Source organism: Caulobacter sp. FG7, assembly GCF_057808875.1.
The window spans coordinates 211768-234633 of the sequence record NZ_JBMDIW010000004.1 but is presented as its reverse complement, the minus strand read 5'-3'; the positions used below and the strand labels follow the sequence as shown (position 1 = coordinate 234633).

At 69.3% G+C, this 22866-nt stretch carries 29 protein-coding genes; 10 read left to right on the top strand and 19 right to left on the bottom strand.

Annotation, left to right across the window (positions count from 1 at the left end):
- Positions 1-65: 65 nt before the first annotated feature.
- On the top strand, positions 66-425 hold the full coding sequence (locus ACODR1_RS05370; protein ID WP_488879521.1) for a hypothetical protein: 360 nt from the start codon (positions 66-68) through the stop codon (positions 423-425).
- Between the two features lie 3 nt (positions 426-428).
- On the opposite strand, the gene ACODR1_RS05365 is transcribed toward ACODR1_RS05370, so the two are convergent.
- The 8 genes from ACODR1_RS05365 to ACODR1_RS05330 all read right to left on the bottom strand — a co-directional run bounded on the left by ACODR1_RS05365 (position 429) and on the right by ACODR1_RS05330 (position 6543).
- Positions 429-1250: a PhzF family phenazine biosynthesis protein gene (locus ACODR1_RS05365; protein WP_488879520.1), complete on the bottom strand. Its 822-nt coding sequence runs from the start codon at positions 1248-1250 to the stop codon at positions 429-431.
- A 17-nt stretch (positions 1251-1267) separates the two neighbouring features.
- Entirely contained in the window at positions 1268-1885 is a 618-nt protein-coding gene (locus ACODR1_RS05360; protein WP_488879519.1) for a DJ-1/PfpI family protein, read from the bottom strand.
- A gap of 167 nt (positions 1886-2052) precedes the next feature.
- Positions 2053-3672: a family 43 glycosylhydrolase gene (locus tag ACODR1_RS05355; protein ID WP_488879518.1), complete on the bottom strand. Its 1620-nt coding sequence runs from the start codon at positions 3670-3672 to the stop codon at positions 2053-2055.
- A 69-nt stretch (positions 3673-3741) separates the two neighbouring features.
- Entirely contained in the window at positions 3742-4326 is a 585-nt protein-coding gene (locus ACODR1_RS05350; protein WP_488879544.1) for a nucleotidyltransferase family protein, read from the bottom strand.
- A gap of 4 nt (positions 4327-4330) precedes the next feature.
- A complete protein-coding gene (locus ACODR1_RS05345; protein WP_488879517.1) occupies positions 4331-4720 on the bottom strand; it encodes a hypothetical protein in 390 nt (129 codons plus the stop codon).
- Positions 4721-4806: 86 nt separating this feature from the next.
- Positions 4807-5595, bottom strand: a complete 789-nt coding sequence (gene thiD / locus ACODR1_RS05340) for a bifunctional hydroxymethylpyrimidine kinase/phosphomethylpyrimidine kinase (protein WP_488879543.1) — start codon at positions 5593-5595, stop codon at positions 4807-4809.
- A gap of 74 nt (positions 5596-5669) precedes the next feature.
- Entirely contained in the window at positions 5670-6182 is a 513-nt protein-coding gene (gene rcdA / locus ACODR1_RS05335) for a protease adaptor protein RcdA (RefSeq protein WP_116490507.1), read from the bottom strand.
- Between the two features lie 154 nt (positions 6183-6336).
- A complete protein-coding gene (locus ACODR1_RS05330) occupies positions 6337-6543 on the bottom strand; it encodes a DUF1192 domain-containing protein (protein WP_488879516.1) in 207 nt (68 codons plus the stop codon).
- Between the two features lie 74 nt (positions 6544-6617).
- On the opposite strand from ACODR1_RS05330, the gene ACODR1_RS05325 reads away from it, so the two are divergent.
- Together ACODR1_RS05325 and ACODR1_RS05320 are read left to right on the top strand one after the other, a co-directional pair.
- Positions 6618-7592, top strand: a complete 975-nt coding sequence (locus tag ACODR1_RS05325; RefSeq protein WP_488879515.1) for an NAD(P)H-quinone oxidoreductase — start codon at positions 6618-6620, stop codon at positions 7590-7592.
- A gap of 277 nt (positions 7593-7869) precedes the next feature.
- Positions 7870-8583, top strand: coding sequence for a DUF1013 domain-containing protein (locus ACODR1_RS05320; RefSeq protein ID WP_116490504.1), 714 nt, complete (start codon positions 7870-7872; stop codon positions 8581-8583).
- Positions 8584-8734: 151 nt separating this feature from the next.
- Here the strand turns inward: ACODR1_RS05320 and ACODR1_RS05315 are convergent, their stop codons facing one another.
- Positions 8735-8908, bottom strand: a complete 174-nt coding sequence (locus tag ACODR1_RS05315) for a YdcH family protein (protein ID WP_058346543.1) — start codon at positions 8906-8908, stop codon at positions 8735-8737.
- Between the two features lie 133 nt (positions 8909-9041).
- Between ACODR1_RS05315 and ACODR1_RS05310 the strand changes: the two genes are divergently transcribed.
- From ACODR1_RS05310 to ACODR1_RS05300, 3 genes are all read left to right on the top strand, one after another.
- Positions 9042-9659 carry a UbiX family flavin prenyltransferase gene (locus ACODR1_RS05310; RefSeq protein WP_488879514.1) on the top strand — a complete coding sequence of 206 codons (618 nt, stop codon included), beginning with the start codon at positions 9042-9044 and terminating at the stop codon, positions 9657-9659.
- A gap of 5 nt (positions 9660-9664) precedes the next feature.
- On the top strand, positions 9665-10114 hold the full coding sequence (locus ACODR1_RS05305) for a TIGR02444 family protein (protein WP_488879513.1): 450 nt from the start codon (positions 9665-9667) through the stop codon (positions 10112-10114).
- A 69-nt stretch (positions 10115-10183) separates the two neighbouring features.
- On the top strand, positions 10184-10405 hold the full coding sequence (locus ACODR1_RS05300; RefSeq protein ID WP_058346540.1) for a YdcH family protein: 222 nt from the start codon (positions 10184-10186) through the stop codon (positions 10403-10405).
- A 7-nt stretch (positions 10406-10412) separates the two neighbouring features.
- Here the strand turns inward: ACODR1_RS05300 and ACODR1_RS05295 are convergent, their stop codons facing one another.
- From ACODR1_RS05295 to ACODR1_RS05285, 3 genes are all read right to left on the bottom strand, one after another.
- Positions 10413-10895, bottom strand: a complete 483-nt coding sequence (locus tag ACODR1_RS05295; RefSeq protein WP_488879512.1) for a hypothetical protein — start codon at positions 10893-10895, stop codon at positions 10413-10415.
- Between the two features lie 26 nt (positions 10896-10921).
- Complete coding sequence (gene cdd, locus ACODR1_RS05290) at positions 10922-11350, bottom strand: cytidine deaminase (protein WP_488879511.1); 429 nt, start codon at positions 11348-11350, stop codon at positions 10922-10924.
- A gap of 89 nt (positions 11351-11439) precedes the next feature.
- On the bottom strand, positions 11440-11712 hold the full coding sequence (locus ACODR1_RS05285) for a BolA family protein (RefSeq protein ID WP_488879510.1): 273 nt from the start codon (positions 11710-11712) through the stop codon (positions 11440-11442).
- A gap of 58 nt (positions 11713-11770) precedes the next feature.
- Between ACODR1_RS05285 and ACODR1_RS05280 the strand changes: the two genes are divergently transcribed.
- On the top strand, positions 11771-12424 hold the full coding sequence (locus ACODR1_RS05280; RefSeq protein WP_488879509.1) for a J domain-containing protein: 654 nt from the start codon (positions 11771-11773) through the stop codon (positions 12422-12424).
- A gap of 4 nt (positions 12425-12428) precedes the next feature.
- On the opposite strand, the gene ACODR1_RS05275 is transcribed toward ACODR1_RS05280, so the two are convergent.
- From ACODR1_RS05275 to ACODR1_RS05265, 3 genes are all read right to left on the bottom strand, one after another.
- A complete protein-coding gene (locus tag ACODR1_RS05275; RefSeq protein ID WP_488879508.1) occupies positions 12429-13256 on the bottom strand; it encodes a hypothetical protein in 828 nt (275 codons plus the stop codon).
- 61 nt (positions 13257-13317) lie between these two features.
- Entirely contained in the window at positions 13318-13623 is a 306-nt protein-coding gene (locus ACODR1_RS05270) for a TonB family protein (protein WP_116490497.1), read from the bottom strand.
- 58 nt (positions 13624-13681) lie between these two features.
- A complete protein-coding gene (locus ACODR1_RS05265) occupies positions 13682-15064 on the bottom strand; it encodes a hypothetical protein (protein WP_488879507.1) in 1383 nt (460 codons plus the stop codon).
- Between the two features lie 373 nt (positions 15065-15437).
- Between ACODR1_RS05265 and ACODR1_RS05260 the strand changes: the two genes are divergently transcribed.
- Positions 15438-15923 carry a ribonuclease H gene (locus ACODR1_RS05260; RefSeq protein ID WP_488879506.1) on the top strand — a complete coding sequence of 162 codons (486 nt, stop codon included), beginning with the start codon at positions 15438-15440 and terminating at the stop codon, positions 15921-15923.
- 141 nt (positions 15924-16064) lie between these two features.
- Here the strand turns inward: ACODR1_RS05260 and ACODR1_RS05255 are convergent, their stop codons facing one another.
- On the bottom strand, positions 16065-16442 hold the full coding sequence (locus tag ACODR1_RS05255) for a methylglyoxal synthase (RefSeq protein ID WP_101720132.1): 378 nt from the start codon (positions 16440-16442) through the stop codon (positions 16065-16067).
- A gap of 167 nt (positions 16443-16609) precedes the next feature.
- Between ACODR1_RS05255 and ACODR1_RS05250 the strand changes: the two genes are divergently transcribed.
- Entirely contained in the window at positions 16610-17821 is a 1212-nt protein-coding gene (locus ACODR1_RS05250) for a glycosyl hydrolase 53 family protein (RefSeq protein WP_488879505.1), read from the top strand.
- A 4-nt stretch (positions 17822-17825) separates the two neighbouring features.
- Here the strand turns inward: ACODR1_RS05250 and ACODR1_RS05245 are convergent, their stop codons facing one another.
- Positions 17826-18560 (bottom strand): hypothetical protein, encoded by a 735-nt coding sequence (locus tag ACODR1_RS05245; RefSeq protein ID WP_488879504.1) that lies wholly within the window; start codon positions 18558-18560, stop codon positions 17826-17828.
- 218 nt (positions 18561-18778) lie between these two features.
- Between ACODR1_RS05245 and ACODR1_RS05240 the strand changes: the two genes are divergently transcribed.
- Positions 18779-19594, top strand: coding sequence for a hypothetical protein (locus ACODR1_RS05240; RefSeq protein WP_488879503.1), 816 nt, complete (start codon positions 18779-18781; stop codon positions 19592-19594).
- Here ACODR1_RS05240 and ACODR1_RS05235 read toward each other — a convergent pair.
- On the bottom strand, positions 19591-21189 hold the full coding sequence (locus tag ACODR1_RS05235; protein ID WP_488879502.1) for a peptide chain release factor 3: 1599 nt from the start codon (positions 21187-21189) through the stop codon (positions 19591-19593). The two genes, ACODR1_RS05240 and ACODR1_RS05235, sit on opposite strands and share 4 nt — an antisense overlap.
- Before the next feature lie 9 nt (positions 21190-21198).
- Positions 21199-22812, bottom strand: a complete 1614-nt coding sequence (locus ACODR1_RS05230; protein WP_488879501.1) for a DUF1570 domain-containing protein — start codon at positions 22810-22812, stop codon at positions 21199-21201.
- Positions 22813-22866 lie beyond the last annotated feature (54 nt).

Sequence of the window (22866 nt, the reverse complement as noted above, 5' to 3'; positions counted from 1 at the left end):
GACGTGGTTTCTTGTCTTCAACGTCGTCGCGACCGGCGACGGACCAGTTGAAAGGAACCGAACCGATGAAGAAGATCATTCTGCCGATCGTTGCGGTCTCGGCCCTGGCGGCCGCCACCGTCCCCGCCGCAGCCATGGCCCAGCCCATCAACCAGCGCCAGGCGCAGCTCGAACAGCGGATCGACCGCGGCGTGCGCACCGGCGACCTGAACCGTCACGAGGCCCGCCGCCTGCAAGGCGAGCTGCGCGAGGTGGCCCGTCTGGAGCACCGCTACCGCGCCGGCGGCCTGAACGGCTGGGAACGCGCCGACCTCGACCGTCGTCTGGACCGCATCAGCGCCCAGATCCGCTACGAGCGCAACGACCGCGACTACGGCCACGGCTACGGCCGCGGCGACCGCAACGACCACCGCGGTCGTTGGTAACCGCTAGGCCGGCTCCACCCGGAGCCGGCTCTCCACCACAGTGAGGCCGCGGCCGCGCAGGATAACGCGCGCGCCGCGGCTTTCGCATGACAGGTCCCCGCCGCGGCCCGGATAGGCCTGGTGGAACTCCAGCGCCGCCTTGCCCAGCTTGTCGCCGTACAGCGGCATCAGGATGCAGTGGGCCGAGCCCGTGGTCGGATCCTCGGGAATGCCGGCCGCCGGGGCGAAGAATCGACTGACCACCGCATAGGGCCGCCCCGCGTCGGCCAGCGCCACGGCGATCACCTGGCCCTTGCCGTCGGTCGCGCCGCCTTCGACGCGGTTGAGGGCGGCGAAATCGGGCTCCAGACGCCGAACGGCCGCCTCGTCCTCCAGCACCGCCACCAGATAGGCGCCGGCCCAGGCCTCGACCACCGGCGCGCCCAGGGCCTCGGCAAGGCCCGCCGGAACCTCGACCCGGCGCGGCGGATTGGCTGGAAAGTCCATCTCCAGCCGTTCGCCGTCGCGCCGCACCCGCAGCTCGCCCGACAGGGTGTCGAAGGCCAGCACCTCCACATCGACGCCCAGCTCGGCGAACAGGGCATGAGCCGACGCCAGGGTGGCGTGGCCGCAAAGCGGCGCTTCGCGAGCCGGCGTGAACCAGCGCAGGCCGAAACGCGCCGGATCGGCGGTCTTCAGCAGGAAGGCCGTCTCGGCCTGGTTGTTCTCGGCCGCCAGGGCCTGCATCCAGGCGTCGGACGGCCAGCGGTCGAATGGCTCGACCACGCAGGCCGGATTGCCCTTGAAGGGCGCGGACGCAAAGGCGTCGATGGTCCATTGGCGCATGGTAAAGCTCCTCGAACTCAGGCGGCGGCGCTGACGGCCGGCAGATAGGGCGTGATCGCGGCCAGGGCGCGGGCGACATAGGTCTCCTTCTCCCCGACCGGCGCGACGTAGTGGATGGCCGCCTCGGCGTGCTCCAGGCCCGCCAGGCGGGCGATGGTCCAGGCGGCCAGGTACTGCGAGGCCAGGCATCCGCCGGCGGTGGCGACATTGCCGTGGGCCACGAACGGCGCGTCCAGCACCTTCACGCCCGCCTCGACGACCCAGGGCTTGGTGGTCAGGTCGGTGCAGGCCGGCAGGTCGCCGACCAGGCCGAGCCTGGCCAGCAGCAGCGTCCCCGAGCACTGGGCGCCGATCAGCTGGCGCGACGGGTCGAGATGGATCTGCGACAGCAGGCCTTCGTCGGCGGCGATCTGCCTGGTCCTCGAACCGCTGCCGATCAGCACGGCGTCGGCCTCTGCGGCGAACTCCAGCGGCTTCTGGCGCTGCACGGTCACCCCGTTCAGCGAGGTCGCCTGCGGCGTCGGCGACGTGATGTAGGCCGCCCAGCCATGGGCCTTCATCCGGTTGAGGATCGCCGAGGCGATGAACGAGTCCAGCTCGTTGTAGCCGTCGAACGTCAGGACCGCGATCCGCACCAGAGCCTCCTCATCAGGGCGAGGCCACAGCGGTAACGGGCAATGATCCATGAAGCAAAAGGAGTATTGACACTATGACAATACTCTCGATCCGGTCCGCCCTGGGGCGGATCGACATTCAGAATCTGAGACGAAAACCTCGCTCGAACCTTGAATGTCGATACACCCTAACTCTCGACCGCCTTCGGCAGGCCGGCCTGGTAGACGAAGTCGCGCAGCGTCACCTGGCCGCTTCCCGCCGCGTAGATCCCCAGCTTCAGGCTGATGAAGCCGCCGAACACGTTGTGGTGCATGCCCGACACCTCCATCCGCGTGCCGTGGCGGGTCCAGGTGCGTCCGTCGTCGTAGGAATACCAGTAGGTGACGACATGCTCGTCGTTGCGGATCTTCAGGCGCAGGCGGCGGGCGCCGTGCTTGACCCGCGCCCAGGCCAGCTCCTCGGCGTACTGGAAGGTCTTCAGGGCGGTCGGCGTGAAGCCCAACCCCACAAAGGCCTTGTGATTGTAGAACAGCAGGATCCCGGCCTCGGCCTCGCCGGTCAGCTCCAGCGAGATCTCGGCTTCGTACGAACGGTCGCCGACGATGCAGGTCAGCGGCGAGCTGTCGATCGGCGAGGCCCCCCTGCCCTTCAGGGTCAGCGCCTTGCCGCCATAGGTCGCGCGCGACGCCTCGTCGGGCCCCGGCTCATGGAAGGCCCACTGCACGCCCATGCGATCGGCCGAGAAGTCGTCCGACAGCGACTGGCCCGAGGGCCCGGCCTTGCCGCCGCGCGGCTTGCGGATGGGCTTGGAGAGATCGCCGCCCAGGGGCTTGAACCAGCCGTCGGCGGTCCACTCGATCGGCTCCAGCAGGGTCTGGCGGCCCAGCGTCCAGTAGCCGTTCTCGTAGCCGTGATAGACCATCCACCAGTCGCCGGCCGGCCCTTCGACCAGGCTGGCGTGGCCGCGCGACCACCAGGGCTCGTCCTTGCTGCGGGTGCGCACCAGCGGATTGTGCGGGCAGTGCTCCCAGGGCCCGTGCACCGAGCGCGAGCGGGCGGCGATGACCATGTGGCCGGTCACCGGGCCCGCCGTGCCGCCCACGGCCGTAATCAGGTAGAACCAGCCGTTGTGGCGCAGCAGCTTGGGGCCTTCCGGCGCGAAATTCTCGACGATCCAGTCGTCGGGATAGCGCCAGGGGTCGTAGGCCTTCTCCAGCTGGCCGTCGGTGGCCAGCCCGTCGTCGGTCAGGCGGATCTTGCGCACGCCGTTGACGAAGAGATAGCGCTTGCCGTCCTCGCCCACGACGTGGCCGGGGTCGATGCAGCCGCTGATCTTCAGGTCGACCGGGTCGCTCCACGGGCCCTCGATGCTGTCGGCCCAGATGGCGAAGATCGACCAGCCCTGCCCCGTCGGGTCGGCGGGGATGTAGATGAAGTAGCGCCCCTCGTGCCGGACCAGGTCGACGGCCCAGATTGTGCCCAGCGGCTTGCGCAGCGCCGGGCCGACCGGGGTCCAGTTCACGAGATCCGTCGACTTCCAGATCACCAGGCCCGGATAGGCCAGGAACGACGAGAAGGTCATGTAGTAGACCTCGCCGTCCTTGAGGATCGTCGGGTCGGGATGATCGCCCGAGATGATCGGGTTGAGATACGCGCCGTCGCCCCGGTCGGCGACGCGGCGACCGTCGGCGCCCTTGCCCCACGTCGGCGCGACCTTGTCGGCCGGCCCGGCCTGCGCCGCCAGGGCGGGCGCGGCGGCGGCGCCGGCGAGAAGACCTTTGAACAGCGTACGGCGCGGCAGAGCCATGGGGTCGCTCACAAAAATGATAGCGCTATCAATTTCCGTAGAGCGGTGCGCGCCAGGCGTCCAGAGCGCTTACCCCTCGACGGTGATCTCCGGCCAGCGGGCCTTGGCCGAGCCGGTGGTGCGCGCCCAGCCGCCCGCCCCCTTCACTCGCAGCGGGTTGGGCCGCAGGCGCATGGCGAAGAGGTCGTCCAGGCCGAACGGCGCCCAGACGCGTAAAGTCTCGTCCGCCTCCAGCCGCACGCCGACGCAGAAGGCCGTGGCCACGAACCGCTCCAGGGCCTCGGCGCTGGAACGCAGGGCCGGATAGGGCTCGTCGGCGCCGAACTTCTTCTCGAACCACAGATGCACCCGGGCCTGGTTGCGCACCTCGACCAGCTCGCGCAGCGGCGGCTCGAAGGCGGCGGCCACGCGCTGGATCACGACGTCCTCGGCCTCGTAGGAGGTGTCGGCGTCGTCGTGATAGGCGACGTCGTAGTCCTTGATCCCGTAGTCCAGCGGCCGGCCCGTCAGGTGGTTGAACACCGGCTGGTAGACGGCGCCCGAAAAGATCATCCAGTCGGGCAGGTCAAGGTCACGGACGGTGCGCAGCACCTGCATGGTGGTCGGCGTGGCGCGGACGATCTCGATCAGGCGCTCTTCCAAGCGTTCCGGCAAGGTCTCAGGGGTCAACGCCCACGCCTCCATCATTCGTCACCAGCAAACGCGACGGCGGCGCGCAGAAGCCTTGCGGGGATCCGTCCATCCACCGCCCGTCCTTGTAGATCTTGTAGACGCCGACCACGCGGCAGTCCTTCAGCCCGACGAAGATGCTCTCCTCGACCGCCAGGAAGCTGAACGGGATGTCGAGCTTGCCGATGTCGGGGCAGACGGCGCGGACCGACCGGACGGCGTCGTGCGTATTGTCGTCGGTCAGGAGGGTGCTCGTGTCCGGCGGCGACTTGATGCCGGGCGTGAACTCGCACACCGTGTCCGAACTTGGAAAACGCGGCTCCAGCCGCTCGCCCGCCGCGCCGGCGATCTCGATGCGGGTGACCTTCGCGTCCCGCATGCCGCCTTGCATGAGATAGACATAGGCCAGGACGAGCACCGCCCCGGCGGCGACCCAGAAAAGCTTTGCGGGCTTCGTGCTGGGCCTCAACCGCGCACCGGCCAGGCGTGGTCGAGCGGGCCGTGACCCTTTCCAAGCCCCGGCGCGCGCAGCATGGCCTCGTGGACGTAGTTCCAGGCCCTGGCCACGGCGTCGGTCAGCGGCAGACCTTGCGACAGGCCCGTAGCGATGGCGCTGGCCAGGGTGCAGCCGGTGCCGTGGGTGTGGCGGGTGTCGATCCGCTCGCCCTCGAAGCTCGTTTCGCCCTGCGGGGTGATCAGCAGGTCCACGACCCGCTCGCCCGCGACGTGCCCGCCCTTCATCAGCACGGCCTTGGCGCCCATGCCCAGCAAGGCCTCGCCGGCGCGACGCTGGTCGTCGATCGTCTCGACCGGCAGGCCGGTCAGGGCCGAGGCTTCGGGGGCGTTTGGGGTCAGCAGGGCCGCGCGCGGGATCATCAGCGACTTGACCGCATCGATCGCCTGCTCGGCCAGCAGCGACGCGCCGCCCTTGGCGATCATCACCGGATCGACCACGGCCGGAACCTGCGAGGCGCCGGCCAGCACCCGGGCCACGGTCTCGACCACGCCCACATCGCCCAGCATGCCGGTCTTGAAGGCGTCGGCGCCGATGTCGTCGAGCACGGCGCGGGCCTGGGCCTCGATCACCTCGAGCGGGATCGGATGTACGCCGGTGACGCCCAGGGTGTTCTGCACGGTGACGGCGGTAATGGCCGTGGCCGCATAGCCGCCAAGCGCGGTGATGGTCTTGATATCGGCCTGGATGCCCGCGCCGCCGCCGGAATCGGATCCGGCCAGGACGAGCACGCGGCCCAGGAATTGTGAATCGGGGGAAGGCGCTTGGGTCACGCGCCTCTCCTACCCCGCTTTTGAACTTGGTTGAACCGGTGTCAGGCCGCGCCGAAGGCGGCGGTCAGCCGGTCGAACTGGGCCTGGACGGGACGCGGGGCCTCGTCGACGGTGGCGGCCTCGACATACATGCGCTGGTCCAGGTGACGGACGCGCTCGTACAGGCGCTCGGAACGCTGCAGCAGGCTGACCAGGCCGAAGGGCAGGTCCTCGACGGCGGCCTGTTGCTCGCCCGCTTCCAGGGCCAGGCGATAGTTCTCGGCGCAGGCGGCCTCGGGGGCCATCTCGCCCTCCTTCACCGCGCGCTGGACCAGCAGCCACGAGGCCACCTGCATCAGGCGGGTGGTCAGGCGCATGCTTTCGCTCGCATAGGCCAGGGCCGCGTTGCGCGAGAGGATCTTGCTGTCGTGACGGCCGGCCCCGTCGAGATAGGCCGCGGTCTCCTCGACCAGCAGCATGCCCTCGTCGAAAGTGCGGTCGAACAATTCCGAGCGGGCGAAGTCCTGAATGACTCCCGCCCGCCAGGGGGCCGTGGACGCGTTCGGATCGGTCATGTCTACTCAATGCCCCAAAGGCCGCGAGGACGTCTCGCTTGTGGGGGTGGACTGCAACCCCCGTGCCAAGTCTTAACGTCCCGTTTCGCGACCGCCCGAATCGGTGCGACCGGCAGGCGCACGATCAGCGTCCACTGCTAGCGTAAACCTTTCGTTAGTCTAGGCGACCAAACAGCGCATCGGCCGCCGCGCGTCCCGCTTTCTTCTTGCTGAGCTGGGCCTTGGTGCGGGCGATCTCGGCTTCCAGGGCCTCGATCCGCTCTTCCAGTTCGCGCACGCCGTAGGTCTCGAGATCCTCGTGCGTGGCCGTGTTCAGCGCGTCGCCGCGGAACGCGCGCGGCTCGACCGGCTCTTCGATCATGGGTGACCTCCCTTTCCGACCGAACATGAGACGCCTACCTAGGACGCAACGCAAGCGCGACGGAGCCAAAGCCGATGCCGGAAACCATGACCGCGATCGAGATCGAAGGCGGCAAGGGGGCGGCCGACGCCCTGCGCCCGGTAGAGGTCGAACGCCCCACGCCGGGCCCTGGCGAGATCCTGATCCGGGTGCGCGCGGCGGGCGTCAACCGCCCTGATCTCTTGCAGCGCCTGGGTTTCTATCCCCCGCCGCCCGGCGCGCCGGCCACGCTGGGCCTTGAGGTCGCCGGCGAGGTCGAGGTCGCCGCGGGCCGCTGGAAGGTCGGCGACAAGGTCTGCGCCCTGCTGGGCGGCGGCGGCTACGCCCAGTACGCCGTGGTCGACGCCCGCCAGGCCCTGCCGATCCCCGAAGGCTTCGATTTCGTCCAGGCCGCGGCCCTGCCCGAGACGGTCTTCACCGTCTTCGCCAACGTGTTCGAACATGGCGCGCTGAAGCCCGGCGAGACCATTTTGATTCATGGTGGCACGTCCGGTATCGGGACAACGGCGATCGCCATGGCCAAGGCGGCCGGCGCGACCGTCATCGCCACCGGCCGCGGAGCCGACAAGAAGGCCAAGGCGCTGGAACTGGGCGCGGATCTCGCCGTCGACGCCAAGACCGAAGACTTCGCCGAAATCGCCAAGGCCGCCGGCGGCGTCGACGTGGTGCTCGACATGGTCGGGGCCGCCTATTTCGACAAGAACCTCGACGCCCTGAAGACCGGCGGCCGCATCGTCTACATCGCCGCCCTGGCCGGCGGGACGCTGGAGGTGCCGGTGATGAAGGTGATGCAGAAGCGGGCGGTGCTCACCGGCTCGACCCTGCGCCCCCGCTCCGCCGACGAGAAGGCTCGCCTGGCCGCCGAAGTCGAGCGCACGGTCTGGCCGTGGATCGCGGCCGGCAAGCTGACGCCGATCGTCGACGCCACCTTCCCGCTGGCCGAAGCGGCCAAGGCGCATGCGCACCTGGAAGCGGGCGAGCACGTGGGCAAGGTGGTGCTGGTGGCGTGAGAATGTTCATCATCCGTGAGGTGTGAGCTCGCGCCTCAAGATGCTCCCCCTGAAGGGAGAGCTGTCGCGGAGCGACTGAGGGGGAAGTTGTTGCGGCGGTTCAGAAGCCGCTTCCCCCTCCGGCCCTTCGGGCCACCTCCCCCTTCAGGGGGAGGATCCCGAGACGGACGACAGATGATCGATCCCCGTTCCCTTTCGCTCAGAACCGCATTATAGCTCGGTGTTGAACAACCCCGCCCGGCCGAAAGGTCGGGCGCCGTCATTTCTGGAGGACCGCATGTCCGACATCCTGATGCCCAAGGCGACCGCCGTCTGGCTCGTGGACAACACCTCGCTGAGCTTCGAGCAGATCGCTGACTTCTGCGGCCTGCACCCGCTGGAAGTCCGCGGCATCGCCGACGGCGAAGTGGCGCGCGACATCCGCGGCGCCGATCCGATCGGCAACGGCCAGCTGACCCGCGAAGAGCTGGACAAGGCCCAGGGCAACCCGAACTACCGCATGAAGGCGCAGGTCAGCCGTCACGCCGAGCTCCTGAAGCCGGCCAAGAAGGCTCCGCGCTACACCCCGGTGTCGCGTCGCCAGGACCGTCCGGACGCCATCGCCTGGTTCATCCGCCACCACCCGGAAGTGACCGACGCCCAGATCTCCAAGATCCTCGGCACGACCAAGGCCACCATCGAGCAGGTGCGCAACCGCACCCACTGGAACGCGGCCAACATCAAGCCGGTCGACCCGGTGACCCTGGGCCTCGTCGGCCAGCTGGAACTCGACGCCCTCGTCAAGAAGGCGGCCGAGAAGAAGGCCAAGGACGACGCCAAGAAGGGCATCGTCGCCGAAGACCCGACCCTGCGCCCGGCGGCTGAAACCGCCTACCTCACCGAGGAAGAGCAGGAAGAGCGCGACATCCGCGCCTCGCGCGCCGAACCGAAAGCCGAAGACGTGTTCGGCTCGTTCTCGGGCAATGTCGACGACGAGGACGACGAGGACTGATCCTCGTTCGGACCGGACAGTAAAAAGGCCCATCCGACGCTCGGATGGGCCTTTTCTTTGCCTTTCGGCCGGAGCGCGTTCACCACGCTCCAAATGTTCTTTGGGGGCGCCTGCTTATCCGTTCCCGATCTCTACCGGAAACGGGCAGGCTTTAATGGAGCCGGGCTCGAAGCCCCTCTATCTCCTCCTTGAGCCTTAGCTTCTGCCGCTTGAGCTCTCGGAGCCTGGTGGCGTCGCTACCCGGACGGTTGGTCTCCTCCTGGATCGTGCGGTCGAGGTTCTCGTGACGGGACCCCAGCTCGCGGATACGGGATTCGATGGCCATCGGTGAGGCCTCCTTTTGGGCTGTTGACCGAGGGAGTGAACACCCGCTGGCCCGGACTGTCAGATCACATATGATTGCAACCAGCAGCGCTTGACGTGGCGCCGCTTAATCCCGTGACGGACGAAAATTCACCATGACGGACGCCGCAGCCTCTGCTCCCACGCCCCGCCTGGTCGTCGGTATTTCCGGCGCCTCGGGAGCGCTCTACGGCCTGCGCGCCCTGGCCGCCTGCCGCGACCTGGGGGTCGAGAGCCACCTCGTCATGAGCAAGTCGGCGGCCCTGACCCTGACCCAGGAGACCGGCCTTGCGATCGGCGACGTGGCGGCCATGGCCGACGTCGTGCACCGCGTCGGCGACGTCGGCGCCTCCATCGCCTCGGGTTCGTTCCGCACGCTGGGCATGATCGTCGCCCCTTGCTCGGTGCGGACCATGAGCGAGATCGCCACCGGCGTGACCTCGTCCCTGCTGACCCGCGCCGCCGACGTGGTGCTCAAGGAACGCCGGCCGCTGGTGCTGATGGTGCGCGAAAGCCCGCTGCACCTTGGCCATCTGCGCACCCTGACGCGCCTGGCCGAGATGGGCGCGGTGATCGCCCCGCCGGTTCCCGCGTTCTATGCGAAACCCGCCTCGATCGAGGAGATGGTCGACCAGTCCGTCGGCCGCGCCCTCGATCTCTTCGGCCTGACCTGGGGGCCGGTGAAGCGATGGGGCGAGGACCTGCCAACCGTCAATCAAGCGGACGAAAATTAACGGCCATGCGGTTCTGGGACTGGGCGCTTTCCGTCTATGCGCGACAGCCTGTCGCAGCCGCGTGCCTGCACCTGCAGGACGCCCACGGCCAGAACGTGCCCTTCCTGCTGTGGGCGGCCTGGGCGGCGCTGGAGGGGCGTCCTGTCGACCTGCCGCGCGCGGCCGACCTGGTTCGCGCCTGGGACGCCGAGGTCGGCGCGCCGTTGCGCGGCGTCCGCCGGGCGCTGAAGCCCTCGCGCGCGAACATCGACGACGCGGCCCGCGAACGCTTCCGCGAGCAGGTGAAGGCCGCCGAGCTGGCCGGCGAGAAGGTGCTGATGGAGAGCCTGGAGGCGACCTGCGGCCCGGTCGACGCCACGCGCGACGTCTACGGCGCCCTGCTGGCGGCGGCCCGCGCCGTCGGCGCTCCTCCGCAGGAGGCGGCTCTGGCGCGACTTGCCGACGCCCTGTGTTGAGGCCTTTACCGACCGTCAGGCTTTGCTATCTATCACCGCCTTCGGACAGGGGCCCCAGGAGGAACGTCCATGAATGACGACGATCCTTCGGAAGACACCGTCATCGCGGTGGAGCGACGCCTGGCGACGCTGCGCGAGGAACACCAGGACCTGTCGGACGCCGTCTCGGCGCTGGAGGAACGCCCCCAGCCCGACATGCTGCAGATCGCCCGCCTCAAGCGCCGCAAGCTCGCCTTGAAGGACGAGATCGTGCGCCTTGAAGACCAGGTGACCCCGGACATCATCGCCTGAGCGGCCTTCAGCACTCGCCCAGGGCCGCCTGACGCAGCACGTCAGGATGGACGCCCATGCGCTTGAGGGCGCGAAACGCCACGCCCTTGGGAAGCGCCGCCACCGCGGCGACGACATGGGCGCCGGTCACGCCGACCGTGCCCATCACCTCATCCAGTTCACGCAGCACGGCCTGGGCGGACGGATGGGCCAGCACCAGCCAGTGGTCGCCCTTGACCGCGCCATACTCCAGCCGCTCCTCGACGACGGCTCCGCGACGCACGTCGGCCGCGTCCTGCTCGATCGCGGCCGCCAGCCCGTCCGGATTGACGCCGATCCGTGCGAAGACGCGTCGCGCCGCGCCGTCGGCCATGCCCAGCGAGGCCTGCAGCAGGTCCTCCGCGCCTATAGTAGCGCGTCCGGCCCGCAGACCCACGTTCGTCGCCTCGATGCACAGGGACCTGACGGTCCTGATGTCGAGCATGCGCTGCTTGACGGCTTCCGTGACCATGAAACTTCCCCGACTCCGAACTGTTACTACAGGTCCCCCGGCCCGAAGGCCTCGGGCAGCAGGCTCCAGAACGGCGTCCGCCGCGTCGCCTCGCCGCCCTGCACCGAGACGATCTCGCAGGTCCTGCTGGCGAACTCGCCGATGCGCTGGCGGCAGGCGCCGCAGGGCTGGACCACGGCGTCCGAGCCGGCGGCGATGTAGACCCGCTCGATCCTGCGCCCACCGGCGGTGACCATCGCGCCGATGGCGGTCTGCTCGGCGCAGGTGCCCGACGGATAGGCGGCGTTCTCGACATTGACGCCGAAGTGCACGCCGCCCTGGTCGTCGACCACGGCGCTGGCGACGGTGAAATTCGAGTAGCGGGCGTAGGACCGCGCCAGATAGGCCGGTAGCCGCGCGGCGATGGCGGCTTCGTCGGAGCCTGAAAAGTCGGAAGAAAGTCGTGCGGCGCTCATGCCATCCCTCGGGTCCCGGCAGGATCGCGCCGGGAACCGAGGCAATCAGTCGCGGGGCGGTTATGCAAGCGCAAACCGCACCCCCTGGTTCAGCTTTCGCCCGGCGCCAGGGCGACGATCGACAGGGCGTGCACGGGACCGGCCATCTCCTCGCGCAGGGCCTGGAAGATCAGCCGCTGGCGGGCCACGCGGGGCTTGCCGGCAAAGGCCTGCGCCTCGATGGTCAGGTTGAAGTGGCTCTCGCCGCCTTGGCGATGGCCAGCGTGGCCGTTGTGACGGTCGCTGTCGTCCACCAGCTCCAGCCTGGTGGGCGAAAAAGCGGCGTTGAGCTTGGCTTCGATGGCGTCTGCGACGGCGCCCATGGTGATCTCCGGCATGTCAATCCTTGAACGGAAATAGCCTGCGCTTACTCTAAGCGCCATGAGCCGCGCGTTCGAGTACCGCCCCAAGTTCTTCGACATCCGAGTCCGCCCGCCCAAGCCGGGCGAGGAGGAGGGTCCGCGCGCGGACGACGTCTACAAGCTCAAGCCCGGCCAGAAGCGCTGCGAGCATCCCGACTGCCTGCGCCCGGCCGAGGCCAAGGCGCCCAAGAGCCGCGACCTGCCCGGCCAGTATTACAATTTCTGCCAGCAGCATGCGGCCGAATACAACAAGAACTGGAACTTCTACGCCGGCATGAACGAGGGTCAGATTCGCGCCGAGCAGGAGCGCGAGAAGATGACCGGCGGCCGGCCGACCTGGAGCATGAAGGCCGACGCCGGCTCGCGCGAGGCCGCCGCCGCCGCCGCCCGCGACGCCCGCAACATGGCGGACCCCTTCGGCCTGTTCCGCGCTCAGCAGCGAAAGGCCGAATCGGCGGCCGCCGGCCGCGCCATCGGCAAGCTGGAACGCCAGGCCCTGGCCGACATGGACCTGGACGTCGACGCCGACGCCGCGGCCATCCGCACGCGCTACAAGGAACTGCTCAAGCGCTGCCACCCCGACATGAACGGCGGCGACCGCAGCGCCGAGCACAAGCTCCAGCGCGTGATCAAGGCCTACAAGACGCTGCAGAAGTCGGGCCTGGCGAAGTAGGCGCTCAGCGCGCCAGGCGGCGGTAGCCCTTCTCGCTCCAGCCTTCGAAGAAGTCGCCAGGATCGCCTTCCTCGGTCTCGATAGCGGGCAGCGGTTCACGCGCCCCGCCAGCGTAGGACAGCGTCCAGGCACCGCCCGACTCGCGCGCCAGGCTCGCCTCGACGCGACGAGCGCCTCCGACAGGCCCGACGACGCAGCCCATGCGCAGGCGGTCAGACGCCAGCCAGGCCTGCGGACTGCACGGCGCGCCCTTGGAGGCCACCGGGACCAAGTCCGCTCCGTCGGCCCGATAAAGGGTCACGCCGCCGCCGTCGTCGCTCTCGGAGCCGAACACCAGCCAGACGCCGTCCGGTGATGCGAGAGGCCGCCCGACATCAGCGACGCGCGGGCGACCATCGGCGCCGATCAAGAGCGAAAGGGCCTCGCCCTCGCCGTGGGAGAAGGTGAGATAGGGCAGCCGCTGGCCGCCAACGGGCACGACGCCCGCCAGACGCCAGCGAGCACACTGGTCGAAACCGTCGCACACGCCGCTGTCGGTAAAGGCGGCGACGTCGCGCCCGCCGCTACGTACGAACAGCGTGTCACCGGCGCGGCGAACCAGATCCGGCTGCGCGACCAGCAAGGCTTTCTCCGCGATGGCCCCCTGGCGGCCCCGCCCAGCCTCGTCGGATATGGAAACGCCGCCCTCGCTGTCGATCTGGATATGGAGCGGCGTGGGCGCGCCAGGCGGCCGGCGATCGAAAGGACGCGCGGCCAGCAAGGCGGCCACGCCGATACAGGACGCCACAACAGCGCCCGCGATCCCCCAGCCGACAATACGCTGCAAAGCCATGGCCAAGCTTTACGCCCGGCCAGACCATGACGCGAGACCCAAAGCGTACTCGCGCTTAAATTCAGCGGATACGGATGCGGATCGGCACGTCGATGAACGAGCCGGCCCGGCTCTTGCCGTCCGGGCCCAGGAGCTCGACCTGGATCTGCGAGGCCATTTGCAGGGCCGCGTCGCCGACACCCAGGTCGGTGGGGCTCTCGGCCTGGACGCTGCAGTCGGTCAGGCCGCCGTTGCTCTTGACCATGCAGCTGAGCAGGGCGACGGCTTCGCGCGGTTGCGCCACCTGGACCACGCGGGCCTGCGGCTCGGCCTGAAGGGCCGGAGCGGCGGTGGTGACGGCGGCGGCGAGAACGAACGAAGCGATCACTGTATCTTCCCTATGGTCTTGTCGGATGGCCCGTCAGGGCTCCGCGTTTCATTTCGGGTCAGGCGGCGTTCGCCTGCTTGATCCGCTGCAACCCCTGGGCCGCCATGTCGGTCAGCGACCGCAGGCCCAGTTCGGCGAAGACGTCGAACGCCACCGCCAGGGCGGTGGCCGCGCGGTCGAGGCGCCCGTCGTCGCGGCCGGTGATCTCGACCCGGGCCTCGTAGAGGCGAGCCAGGTTCATCTGGGCCACGGCCCAGCCGGCCGGATCGCGCGCGCCCGGCTGCTCGGCCAGCTCGGCCTTGAAGGCCAGCTCGGCGGCGTCGAGCACGGCCAGGTCCGCGGTCAGTTCGGCGCAGCGCGCCAGGCTGAGGGCGCGGTTGTTGGCCACGGCGGCGCGCAGGGTCAGCGCCGGCTGCACCTTCACGATGTGGGTTGCCCGGTCGAAGCAGGTGACCGCCTGCTCGAAGCAGCGCTCGGACGTCGTCGCCTCGCCCATGGCCTGCAAGGTCTCGCCCAGCGAAGCCTGGGCGCGGGCCCAGTCCAGCGGGCTGTGGCCGGGATCCAGCGGCTCCAGGGCCTGGGTCGCGGCCTCGACCGCGTCGGCGATCAGCGACAGCTCGCCGTCGAAGTCGCCCAGGCGGGCCAGGGCCTCGGCGCGCATCAGTTCGAGGCGCGACCAGGTCAGGGGTTCGAAATCGGGATCGAGGGCGGCCAGCGCCGTCCGGGATTCGGACAGGGCGACCTCGACCAGGGCGCGGTCCTTCAGCCGCACGGCGCAGGCCAGCAGCAGGTCGATGCGGGCGGCGCGCTGCTCGGCCAGCTGCAGGCGGGCGCCGCCTGACCTGGCCCCGCGCTCGCCGGCCAGGGTCGCCAGCGGCGCCTCGAAGGCCTGGGCCGCGGCCAGCGCGCGGTCGATGTCGTTGTCGGACAGGGCCATACGGCCGTCGACGGCGGCCAGCAGGCTGGCGGCCAGGGCGGCGTGCGGGCCGTGGGCCGTCTTGGCCAGGGAAAGCGTCGCGCCCGCGGCGGCGTGCAGGCCCTCGTCACCGAACAGCTCGGCGCCCAGCATGGCCAGCACCGCCTGCTCGCAACGGGCGGCGCAGACGAGGTCGGCCTTGCGTTCGGTATCGGCCAGCCTGGCGGCGGCCTCGGCCTGGGCCGCGCCCTTGCGCAGGGCCGCGGCGTCGCCGGTGCGGCGGGCCACTTCGCGCCAGACCACGGCGGCTTCCAGAAGGCGGACCGCGCGATCCTTGCAGCCGATCCGACCGGCGGCGACGTCGGCGGCGCGGGCTTCGTTGGTCAGCAGGCGCAGGTCCATCAGTTCCAGCAGCGCGGTGTCGCCGCCGGTCAGGCCTTCTCTATGCGCCGCGGCATGGGACACCCGTCCCTGGCCCTCGACGCCCAGAAGCCTCTTCAGATCGCGCCCCACGAATTCGAACATCGCTCGCGTACTCCGCACCGGGATCGTCCCACCTCGGCACGGCCGGGATGGATTTGACGCGAGATCAGCAAAACCGGAGCCAACGCTCTTAACAAGGGGTTAACAGGTCTGAATCCGCCATTAACCACGAATATTCGGATCACATTAACTTTGATCGCCGCCGCGTCCGGAAAATCGGCGATTTTGACCCATTTTGGCACGCTTTTTGCTTCAGGCGCTCACAGCCAGCGGACGGTGCGATCGCACAATTAATAACGCCGTTACCAATCTAAAAATGACGTTAACTATAAGATTTAGGACCTTGTTTACATTTCGTTCACGTTCGTGAATGGGCGGGATGGCGGATCAGCCCGCCAGGCGCTAGGAAGCGGCCATGACCAGCCCCGCCGTGACCCTCTGGACCGCCGCCCTCTGCAAGCAGGATCCCGGCTATGGCGGCTGGGCGTTCGTACGGAAGCTGGACGGCGAGTCGGGCGCGGCCGCGATCAAGGGCGCCGCTGGCGGCGAGCGGCGGACGTCTCTGGCGAAGATGAGCCTGTCGGCCCTGATCGAGGCGCTGGCCAGCCTGTCGGACCTCCCGGCCGACACGGCCGTGACCCTGCGCTTCGCCGATCCGGCCCTGGCCGGCGAACTGGTGACCGCCGACGGCGCCTACGCCACGGCCGAACCGGAAGCCTGGGCGGCCGCCCGCGCCCTGGTCGCCGCGCGATCCTCGCTGAATTTGGTTCCGCTGGCGGCCAGCGCGCCGCAGACCGGCTTCGTGGCCGCCTGGGCCGAGTTCGGCCAGGACACGTCCAAGAGCCGCGGCAGCTTCAAGGCCGCCATTCCGAAGCCGAACTTGATGAAGTTTCCCGCCTGAGGGTCCTCCCCCTGAAGGGGGAGGTGTCGGCGAAGCCGACGGAGGGGACGTGGCCTGCGAGCCAGCGGGCGCCTCGACGTCAGTAGGAACTTCCCCCGCCGCCCCTTCGGGCCACCTCCCCCTTCAGGGGGAGGATCTTTTTTACCCCAACCCCTTCACCACCAGCGTCGCCGTGGCCGGGTTACAGGCGAACGGGATGTCGGCCAGGGTCGCGAGGCGGATCAGCGCCTTGACGTCGACGTCGTGCGGCTGCGGCGACAGCGGGTCGACGAAGAAGATCAGGATATCCAGGCGCCCTTCGGCGATCATCGCGCCCAGCTGCTGGTCGCCGCCCAGGGGACCGCTCTTGAGGCGGGTCAGCTGCAGCTGCGGCAGCGCCTCCAGCACCCGGCCGCCGGTGGTGCCGGTGCCGTACAGGATGCTCTTCTCCAGGAACGCCGCATTGGCCTTGGCCCACGCCACGAGGTCGGCCTTCTTGTCGTCGTGGGCCACGAGGCCGATGGCGAGCTGGCGGGTCATGCGGGAACGGCTCCGGTTGCGAACGTTCCTCCCTATAGCGGCTGGCGAGGCCTCCGCCAGCCCGATGCGCCCTTCCCTTTTGGCGCGCATTGCCGTTAGGATACATATTGAAACGATATCTCAAATAATGAGACCGCCAGCGTAGCGGTCCTTGGAGGAAGCCGCCGATGAGCCTCGACCGCCGCGCCTTCGCCGCGGGCCTGACCGCCCTGCCCCTGCTCTCGGCCGCGCCGATGGCCCTGGCCGCAACTCCGGGCGCCCGCCCCGGTCCGTTCCTGCTGGGCGCCGACGTCACCTGGATCCCGCAGGACGAGGCCGACGGCGCGCAGTTCTTTGCCAACGGGCGCCGGCAGGACATCCTGGCGATCCTGGGCGAGGCGGGCTTCAACGCCATCAAGATCCGCGTCTTCGTCAATCCCGAGAACGGCTACTCGGAGACGCGCAAGACCGACCCGTGGGCGGGCCTGGCCCAGACCGTCGCCATGGCCAAACGGATCAAGGCCGCCGGCATGCACCTGACGATCAGCTTCCACTACAGCGACACCTGGGCCGACCCGCAGAAGCAGGGCAAGCCAGCCGCCTGGAAGGACCTTTCGTTCGACGCCCTGGTCAAGGCGGTCGGCGACCACACCTGCCAGGTGCTGGGCGCCCTGATGAAGGCCGGCGCCAAGCCCGACATGGTGGTGATCGGCAACGAGATCACCTTCGGCATGCTCTGGCCCGACGGCCGTGTGCCGCTGCCGGTTCCCACCGGCAACCCGGCCACCGACGCGGTTCACCTGAACGTTCCCGACGCCGGCGGCTTCGACAAGCTGGCCCGCCTGCTCAGCGCTGGCCTGGACGCCTCGCGCGAGGCCGTGCCCGGCGTGAAGACCAGCCTGCACAACCACCTGGGCCGCCACTGGACGATCGTCAGCCACTGGATGGACAGCCTGCTGGCGCGCGGCGTGCGTTTCGACGCCACCGGCTTCTCCTGCTACCAGCAGGCGGCCGAGGGCGACTGGGCCAACACCTTCGCCCGCTTCGGCGAGCGCTACCGCGACCACGGCTTCTACGTGGCCGAATATTCCAGCCGGAAGCGCTACGTGAACGACCTGGTGTTCGACGCGCCGGGCCAGCGCGGCTGGGGCACGTTCATCTGGGAGCCCACCCGGCACCAGGAGGCGATCTTCGACCAGGACGGCAAGAACGCCGGCGAAGGTCCGCGCCCCAACCTGCTGTCGCAAGGCATCAACGCCGCCGAGGCCCCCGGCGCCCACATCGCCGGCGCCCCGCCGCCCGAGCCGGAGAAGACCGAGCACGGCGGCCGCTACGACGCCAACGCCTTCATGGAGCTCTACCGCCAGATGGCGCGGGACTACGGGCTGAAGAAGGCGTGAGGCCCTAGCTGCCCTGGAAGACGCGGGCGGCGACCGGGGCGGGCTGGGCGATGATCGCCTCCAACCACGTCAGGGCGCCCTCGCACCGCTCCTTAGGCGTCAGCTTATCCTCGCTGCTGGAGCCCATCGCCGTCAGCCAAGCCTGATCGCCTCCGGCCGCCTTGTAGGAGCGGATGACGCTGAGGCCGTCCTCATTGCTGGGCCGGGCGCGCTGGGTCGGATTGCGTTCGGCCGCGGCGATGGCCCGGGCCTGGACCGTGATCGACTTCTCGATCTCGGCCCGCAGCAAGGTACCTACCGTCAGGGCGGTTTCGACCTTCAGGCCCTTGTTCTCATGATACTCGTAGCAGACGGCGTAGTTGGTCTGGGCGGCGAAGCGCATGACGCCCAGCTGCGCCCGCGCCATGGCCACGACCTCGGCGTCCGGCGCCTTGCGGCCCACCTCGCTGGCCGCCTTGTGAACCTTGCTGCTGAAGTCCGCGATCAGGGCCTTCGTCGCCGCGATGTCAGGCGTTGGCGCGAACATGCCGTCGAGGGCCTTCTTCTCGAACGCCTCGTATTCGGCGGGATTGGCCTGCACATAGGCCGCGACGATCTCCGTGCTCAGCATGCGCTCGCGCAGGCGCACCTTCATGTCGGCGCGGAACTCGTCCATCGGCGGAACGGGCCCCTGCGCCGCCGCCGGCTGGGCAAGAACCGCCATCGCGGCGCAGGCCGCCAAGAGAAACGAACGATGCATCAAGGCCCTCGGGATTTGAGGAGCCGGACCCTATGACGATTCCACCAGGGCGAGAGCCTTCGACCTGACGCTACGGCGCGCGGGGCGACGGAGATCGGCGAGACGGATCGTTGGTTGGGCCGACGCGACGAGGATCCGCCGCTGAGGGTCGACGCGGCCGGCCCCAGCCCATATCTGCACGGGCCAAGCCCCGCCCCGTGACGCCCGGAGACCATAGCGTGAGTGAAGTGGAGATCGACGGACGCCTGCTGCAACGCTGGTTGAAGAGTGACGCGGCCGATCCGGCTCTGCTGGCCGGCTGCGCGCTGGACGACGGCGAGAGCGACGAGCCCCTGCCGATCCTCGAGGTCGATCTTTCCCGCCAGGCGCTGGTCTGCGGCGGACAAAGGGGACGCATGCGGTTCCCGTTCGGACGACTGCCCGACGGCCTGCTGGTGGCGCCCGCGCCCGATCATCCGGCCGTCGCGGCGGTCAGGGCCGCCGTCTCGCCGCAGGAGCGCGCCCACCAGACGATGCGCGAGGAGCTCGGCGCGGAGTATCCCCGGCCGTTCGCCTCGGTGGCCGACCTCGAAGCCGTCCACGCGGCCGAGATGGCCCGGCGCGCGGGCAAGCTGCCCGAACGCGCCCTGCGCGGCCCGTGGGTGCGGGCGCTGAAGCGGAACGAGCTGCATCGCCAGGGCGCCCAGCTGGCCCAGTCGTGGCGCGAACTGGCCAATTCGTGCGGCGCGCCGTGGTCGGACATCGCCCTGCACCTGGCCTGGTTCCAGCGCCAGGGCGGCCATCCCAACCGGGCGATCGAGACCGCGCGGGACTTCTGGCGCTCCAAGGCGGCCGCCTCGCAGACCGAGATCGCCATGCTGGCGACGGTGGAGGCGGCGGCCTGGATCGACCGCTTCGAGCGCAAGGGCGGCGCCCCGCCCGACCTGGTCGAGGCCCGCCGCGCGGCGGCCAAGGCCTACGCCATCTCGCCGACCGATCCGGAGATCCAGACCGTCTACCAGCGCCTGAAGGCGGCCGAGACCGGTCCGGGCTAGCCGCGCTCCTTCGTCCGCTCGAAGCGCACCTTCGGATAGCGTTCGGCGACGTAGTTGATCTCCCAGCCGCTCTTGCCCAGGAACACCGGCTGCTCGTCGATGTCGCGGCCCATGGCCGACTTGTGCTTGTTCTCGAAGTCCTCGACGTCGGCGCGATCGCCGACCAGCCAGCGGGCCTCGGCGTAGGGGCTGTTCTCGAAGATGCAGTCCAGCTGGTATTCGTTGGCCAGGCGGTCGGCCATGACCTCGAACTGCAGCTGGCCCACGGCGCCGACGATGAAGTCGGAGCCGATCATCGGCCGGAACAGCTGGGTGACGCCCTCCTCGGCCAGGCCTTCCAGCGCCTTCTTCAGGTGCTTGGCCTTCAGCGGATCCTTCACGCGCACGCGGCGCAGGATTTCCGGGGCGAAGTTGGGCAGGCCGGCAAAGCGCAGGGCGCCGGTCTCCGACAGGCTATCGCCCACGCGCAGCACGCCGTGGTTGGGGATGCCGATCACGTCGCCGGCGAAGGCGTCTTCGGCCAGTTCGCGGTCGGAGGCGAAGAACATGATCGGCGCGTTGACGCTCATGGCCTTGCCGGTGTTCTGGGCCTTCAGCTTCATGCCGCGGGTGAAGCGGCCGCTGGTCAGGCGCAGGAAGGCGATCCGGTCGCGGTGATTGGGGTCCATGTTGGCCTGGACCTTGAACACGAAGCCCGAGACCTCGCTGTCGCCGGGGGCGACGTGGGTCTCGGCGCCGGCCTTGCTGGCCTTGGCCGGCTTGGGCGCGGGCGCATAGGCGCCGATGCCGGCCAAGAGCTGGTCGACGCCGAAGTGGCGCAGGGCCGAGCCGAAGAACACCGGCGTCATGTGGCCTTCGAGGAACGACTGCACGTCGAACGGCTTGCCGGCCTCGGTGACCAGCATGGCGTTGTCCTCCAGTTCCGAGCGCTCTTCGGGGTCGAGGTACTGGACGATAGCGTTGCCGTTGAAGGCGACGGGGTCGGGATGGCCCTCCTCGTCGGTCGAGCTCTTCTTGGCGTAGGGGATGAACTGCTGGCTGCGCAGGTCGAGCATGCCCTTGAAGCGCCCGCCCGAGCCGGCCGGCCAGTAGAGCGGCGCCGGATCCAGGGCCAGCTTGGACGACACCTCGTCGAGCAGCTCGAACGGATCCTGGGCCTCGCGGTCCATCTTGTTGATGAAGGTGATGATCGGGATGTCGCGCAGGCGGCACACCTCGAACAGCTTCAGGGTCTGGGGCTCGATGCCCTTGGCGGCGTCCAGCACCATGACGGCCGCGTCGGCGGCGGTCAGGGTGCGGTAAGTGTCTTCCGAGAAGTCCTCGTGGCCCGGGGTGTCGAGCAGGTTGAACATCAGACCGTCGTGGTCGAACGTCATCACCGAGGCCGACACCGAGATCCCGCGCTCGCGCTCGATCTTCATCCAGTCCGACTGGGTGCGGCGGGCCTGGCCGCGCGCACGCACGGCGCCGGCCGCGCGGATCGCCCCGCCGGCCAGCAGCAGGTTTTCCGTCAGCGTGGTCTTGCCGGCGTCGGGGTGGCTGATGATGGCGAAGGTGCGCCGACGGGCGGCTTCAGCGGCGGGAGAGGTGCTCATCCCGCGCAACTACCCCCCCGGCGCGTCCTTGTCACCTTCCCCCGAAGCGGCGGCGGCGGTGGCGGGCTTCAACGCCTCGCCGTCGGCCTTGCCCTCGAGCGTCGACAGAAGCTGGGTGGCGCGCCTGGCCTGCGGCCCGCCGTGCGGGTTGCCGGCCACCGGCTCCAGCAGTTCACGGGCGATCTCGTACTGCTTGGCGCGGATGAACAGGCGCGCGGCGTTGGTGCGGATGGCCGGGTTCTGCGGCGCGATCGTGGCCGCCCGGAAGACGACGTTGAGGGTGTTCTGCGACGGCTCGCGGTCCATCGACTTGGTCTCGGCGTAGCCGTAGAGCGTCAGGTAGTTGTCGTCGTCGAGCTTGTGGGCGCGGCCCAGATAGGTCGCAGCGTCGGCATAGACGACCTTGGCCTTTTCGCGGTCGGCCGGAACGCGAGCCATCCGCCGGGCAGTCTCCAGCCGGCTGTAGGCCATGACCTGCAGGGCCTCCAGGTCGCTGGGCCGCTCGTCCAGCAGGGTCTTGAGGATCGCCTCGCCCTTTGCGCGGTCGCCCAGGTCGATCTCGGCCCGGGCAAGGGCCAGGCGGCTGTAGAACTCGCCGGGACGCTTGGCCACCGTCTGCTGGAACTGGGCCAGCAAGGCCGGCGCCTCGGCCTTGGCCACGCCGCTCTTCAGGCGCTGGACCTCCAGGATCAGGTCGTCGGCGCCGGCCGGCAGCCGGGTGAAGGCGATCTGCGGCTTGGGCGGCTCGCGCGCGATGTCGAGCACGGGCAGCGACTTCATGTAGCCGCGCAGCGCCTTCTCCAGCGCCGCCGAGTCCTGGCCGTAGAGCTTGGTCCAGCTGGCCATGGGGTCCTGGTGATCGCGCACCAGCTCCAGATAGTCCTGCAGCTTCTTGCGGCGCTCGCGGTCGCTCCAGATGTAGTGGGTCAAAAGCCAGGACTGGGCGTAGAAGGTCAGGGCGTCGTCGCGATCGAACTGCGTGGCGCGCTTGGACAGGATGTCCGACATCGGCAGCCACTTCTCGTTCAGCAGCGAGACGGCCCGCCCGCGGCTGAAATCGCCGATCCGCACCCGCTTCATCTGCAGGTCGATGGTCTTGTAATACTCGGCCAGCCCCTCGACGAGCCAGCCCGGATAGGCGTCCGGGAAATACTGCATCATGAAGTGGTGGGTGTATTCGTGCAGCACCGTGTCGTCGCCGTTGGTGCGGTCGCTGAGATTGTCGTCGCCGCGAATGGCCAGGACGAAGATGTCCTCGACGCCGGTCATGTAGATGCCCCGCAGGCGCTCGTCGGCGCCCGGGATCACCCGCCGAAGCTGGCGGGTGTCGCCCAGCAGGTACAGCGGCAGCTTGCGTGGGGTCTCGGCCTCGGTCTTGCCGTGCAGCCGCCGCAGGACCGCGTCGAAGTCCTCCAGCATCGTCACATAGCGACGGACCAGGGCCTCGCTGCGGTCGGAATAGACGATGAAGTGCTCGCTCTCGCCGCGGATCCAGCGGCCGGGCGCGTCGGCCTGGACAGCGGGCGCAGCGGGCGCCGAGCCCCCGCCCTGGGCCCAGGCCGGAGCCCAGGCCCCCAGAGCCGCCGCCATGACCAGACCGACCCCGAAAGCCCGCGATACCAAGCTCGCCCCCTGCACAATTACACGTTGAGCTTTGCCGGACATCCAGGCCTCGGG

Excerpts from the sequence above, each read along its gene's own strand:
- ACODR1_RS05250 (WP_488879505.1), top strand. The coding sequence starts at position 16,610 with ATGAGCCTCGACCGCCGCGCCTTCGCCGCGGGCCTGACCGCCCTGCCC.
- ACODR1_RS05345 (WP_488879517.1), bottom strand. The coding sequence starts at position 4,720 with ATGCGGGACGCGAAGGTCACCCGCATCGAGATCGCCGGCGCGGCGGGC.
- ACODR1_RS05320 (WP_116490504.1), top strand. The coding sequence starts at position 7,870 with ATGTCCGACATCCTGATGCCCAAGGCGACCGCCGTCTGGCTCGTGGAC.
- ACODR1_RS05315 (WP_058346543.1), bottom strand. The coding sequence starts at position 8,908 with ATGGCCATCGAATCCCGTATCCGCGAGCTGGGGTCCCGTCACGAGAAC.
- ACODR1_RS05235 (WP_488879502.1), bottom strand. The coding sequence starts at position 21,189 with ATGAGCACCTCTCCCGCCGCTGAAGCCGCCCGTCGGCGCACCTTCGCC.
- ACODR1_RS05325 (WP_488879515.1), top strand. The coding sequence starts at position 6,618 with ATGCCGGAAACCATGACCGCGATCGAGATCGAAGGCGGCAAGGGGGCG.
- cdd (WP_488879511.1), bottom strand. The coding sequence starts at position 11,350 with ATGAGCGCCGCACGACTTTCTTCCGACTTTTCAGGCTCCGACGAAGCC.
- ACODR1_RS05355 (WP_488879518.1), bottom strand. The coding sequence starts at position 3,672 with ATGGCTCTGCCGCGCCGTACGCTGTTCAAAGGTCTTCTCGCCGGCGCC.
- ACODR1_RS05305 (WP_488879513.1), top strand. The coding sequence starts at position 9,665 with ATGCGGTTCTGGGACTGGGCGCTTTCCGTCTATGCGCGACAGCCTGTC.
- ACODR1_RS05265 (WP_488879507.1), bottom strand. The coding sequence starts at position 15,064 with ATGTTCGAATTCGTGGGGCGCGATCTGAAGAGGCTTCTGGGCGTCGAG.
- ACODR1_RS05275 (WP_488879508.1), bottom strand. The coding sequence starts at position 13,256 with ATGGCTTTGCAGCGTATTGTCGGCTGGGGGATCGCGGGCGCTGTTGTG.
- ACODR1_RS05255 (WP_101720132.1), bottom strand. The coding sequence starts at position 16,442 with ATGACCCGCCAGCTCGCCATCGGCCTCGTGGCCCACGACGACAAGAAG.
- ACODR1_RS05245 (WP_488879504.1), bottom strand. The coding sequence starts at position 18,560 with ATGCATCGTTCGTTTCTCTTGGCGGCCTGCGCCGCGATGGCGGTTCTT.
- ACODR1_RS05310 (WP_488879514.1), top strand. The coding sequence starts at position 9,042 with ATGACGGACGCCGCAGCCTCTGCTCCCACGCCCCGCCTGGTCGTCGGT.
- ACODR1_RS05280 (WP_488879509.1), top strand. The coding sequence starts at position 11,771 with ATGAGCCGCGCGTTCGAGTACCGCCCCAAGTTCTTCGACATCCGAGTC.
- rcdA (WP_116490507.1), bottom strand. The coding sequence starts at position 6,182 with ATGACCGATCCGAACGCGTCCACGGCCCCCTGGCGGGCGGGAGTCATT.
- ACODR1_RS05260 (WP_488879506.1), top strand. The coding sequence starts at position 15,438 with ATGACCAGCCCCGCCGTGACCCTCTGGACCGCCGCCCTCTGCAAGCAG.
- ACODR1_RS05300 (WP_058346540.1), top strand. The coding sequence starts at position 10,184 with ATGAATGACGACGATCCTTCGGAAGACACCGTCATCGCGGTGGAGCGA.
- ACODR1_RS05295 (WP_488879512.1), bottom strand. The coding sequence starts at position 10,895 with ATGGTCACGGAAGCCGTCAAGCAGCGCATGCTCGACATCAGGACCGTC.
- ACODR1_RS05370 (WP_488879521.1), top strand. The coding sequence starts at position 66 with ATGAAGAAGATCATTCTGCCGATCGTTGCGGTCTCGGCCCTGGCGGCC.
- ACODR1_RS05330 (WP_488879516.1), bottom strand. The coding sequence starts at position 6,543 with ATGATCGAAGAGCCGGTCGAGCCGCGCGCGTTCCGCGGCGACGCGCTG.
- ACODR1_RS05285 (WP_488879510.1), bottom strand. The coding sequence starts at position 11,712 with ATGGGCGCCGTCGCAGACGCCATCGAAGCCAAGCTCAACGCCGCTTTT.
- ACODR1_RS05365 (WP_488879520.1), bottom strand. The coding sequence starts at position 1,250 with ATGCGCCAATGGACCATCGACGCCTTTGCGTCCGCGCCCTTCAAGGGC.